2 protein-coding genes are annotated in these 2202 nt (G+C 68.9%); both read left to right on the forward strand.

Going from position 1 to position 2202, the window contains the following annotated elements; translation table 11 throughout:
• Positions 1-3 precede the first annotated feature (3 nt).
• Complete coding sequence (locus ABZ622_RS41935) at positions 4-1257, forward strand: extracellular solute-binding protein (RefSeq protein WP_360552584.1); 1254 nt, start codon at positions 4-6, stop codon at positions 1255-1257.
• A 109-nt stretch (positions 1258-1366) separates the two neighbouring features.
• A partial coding sequence (locus ABZ622_RS41940; RefSeq protein ID WP_360552582.1) for a sugar ABC transporter permease occupies positions 1367-2202 on the forward strand: 836 nt, incomplete at its 3' end.

The raw sequence follows: 2202 nt of genomic DNA on the forward strand, positions 1-2202 counted from the left end.
CTCATGTCCCGTCTCCTCACCCGCCGTTCCAGAGTCCGTGCCGTCGCCGCCCCCGTCCTGGCCACCGTGCTCGCCGCCGGTGTGCTGGCCGGCTGTTCGAGCGACAGCGACGGCAACACCGTGACCATGTGGACGTACCCGGTCATCTTCGACGAGGCCAAGAACAAGGCGTACTGGGACGGCCTGGTCAAGGCGTTCGAGAAGGAGCACAAGGGCGTCAAGGTGAAGGTGGAGACCTTCCCGTGGGCCAACCGCGACACCGCGCTGGCCACCGCGATCGCCTCCGGCAAGGGCCCGGACGCGGTCTACCTGATCCCGGACCAGCTGCCGAAGTACGCCAAGAACATCGTCCCGGCCGACGACTACATGCCGGCCGACGCCAAGTCGGACTACACCGACTTCGCGCTGAAGTCCGTCACGGTCGACGGCAAGGCGCTCGGCACCCCGATCCTGACCAGCGCCAACCCGCTGATCTGCGACAAGCGGGTGTTCGCCGCGATCGGCGAGAAGACCTACCCGACGAGCTGGGCGGACCTGGAGGCGCTGGCCCCGAAGCTGAAGGAGAAGGGCTACTACGCCACCAGCTACAGCGGTGACACCCAGCAGACCCTGAACATGACCTTCTACCCGCTGCTGTGGCAGGCCGGCGGCGACGTCTTCTCCGAGGACGGCAAGACGGTCACGTTCAACGACGCGGCCGGTGTGAAGGCGCTGACGTACCTGAAGAAGCTGGTCGACGGCGGATACACCGACAAGGACCTGGTCACCACCACGCCGAAGCTGGAGCAGACCCCGACCGCCAAGGGCAAGATCGCCTGCACCTGGCAGAACACCCCGGCGGACGTCGAGCCGTTCTGGGGCAAGGAGAACATCGTCGTCCAGCCGCCGCTGAAGGACGCGAAGCCGGTCGGCTACGGCACGGTCGGCGCGCTGTCGATGCTGAAGGGCGCCGACAAGAAGAACACCGGCGACTGGCTGAACTTCGTCGCCGAGTCGAAGAACGCGGCCGGCCTGCAGAAGGACGCGGGCTACTTCCCGGCCCGCAAGTCCGGCGGCGACCTGTACCCGGGCGACGCCCTGCAGACGGCGGTCGGCGCGACGCTGCCGAGCATGACCGTGGGCCCGCTCCAGGACAAGGCCCGTGAGGTCCAGGGCGTGCTCGCGCCGGAGATCCAGGCGGCGCTGCTGGGCAAGAAGAGCCCGCAGGAGGCGCTGAACGCCGCGCAGAAGGCCGCGCAGGCGATGCTCGGCCGCTGACCGGGCGCGGTGCCCGGGTCCGGCCGCACCCCGACCCGGGCACCGTTCCCTCCCCCCGGGGGCACCCCCCCGACCCCCCGCAATTCCCCCGTACCGCAAGGAGATCCCCGTGGCAGTCGTCGCGGAACCAACCCGCCGGGGCCGTCGCAGCGGGCCGCAGGCGCGCCGCGAGGCCCGGATCGGCCTGCTCTTCGTCCTCCCGTGTTTCCTGCTCTTCCTGGCGTTCCGGTTCGGTCCGGGCATCGCCGGTGTGCTGATGAGCTTCACCGACTACTCCCTCACGGGCGGTGGCAGCTTCATCGGGCTGGACAACTTCACCCGCCTCTGGGACGACCCGCTGTTCTGGCAGGCGCTGAAGGTCACGGTCCTCTACACCGTGCTCGCCGTGCCGGGCACGCTCATCGCCTCGGTGTCGCTGGCGCTGATCACCCGCCGCGCGTTCCGCGGCGCCAAGTTCTTCCGTTCGGTGTTCTTCCTGCCGGTCGTCACCTCGCTGGTGCTGGCCGCCACCGTCTTCGTCTGGATCTTCTCGACCGGTGGGCCGTGGTCCACCCTGATGAGCTGGTTCGGGATGTCCGAGGGCTCCTGGCTCTCCGACGACGTGCTGGTGCTGCCCGCGCTCGCGATCGTCGGCGTCTGGTCCCGCTTCGGGTACGGGATGCTCATCCTGCTGGCCCGGATGCAGGACATCCCCCGGGAGCTGGAGGAAGCCGCCCTCACCGACGGCGCCGGCCCCTGGCAGCGGTTCCGGTACATCGTGCTGCCGCAGCTCAAGCCCGCCCTGTTCTTCCTCGCCGTGATCGAGACGACGGCTTCGTTCCAGGTCTTCGACGCGGTGTACACGATGACCGGCGGCGGCCCCGCAAACGCCAGTTACACGCTCGTCTTCCAGCTCTACGACGCGGGCTTCAAGTACTTCGACCTGGGTTACGCCTCCGCCATCGG

Source organism: Streptomyces sp. NPDC007164 (assembly GCF_040634135.1).
In the GTDB taxonomy this organism is placed as follows: domain Bacteria; phylum Actinomycetota; class Actinomycetes; order Streptomycetales; family Streptomycetaceae; genus Streptomyces; species Streptomyces sanglieri.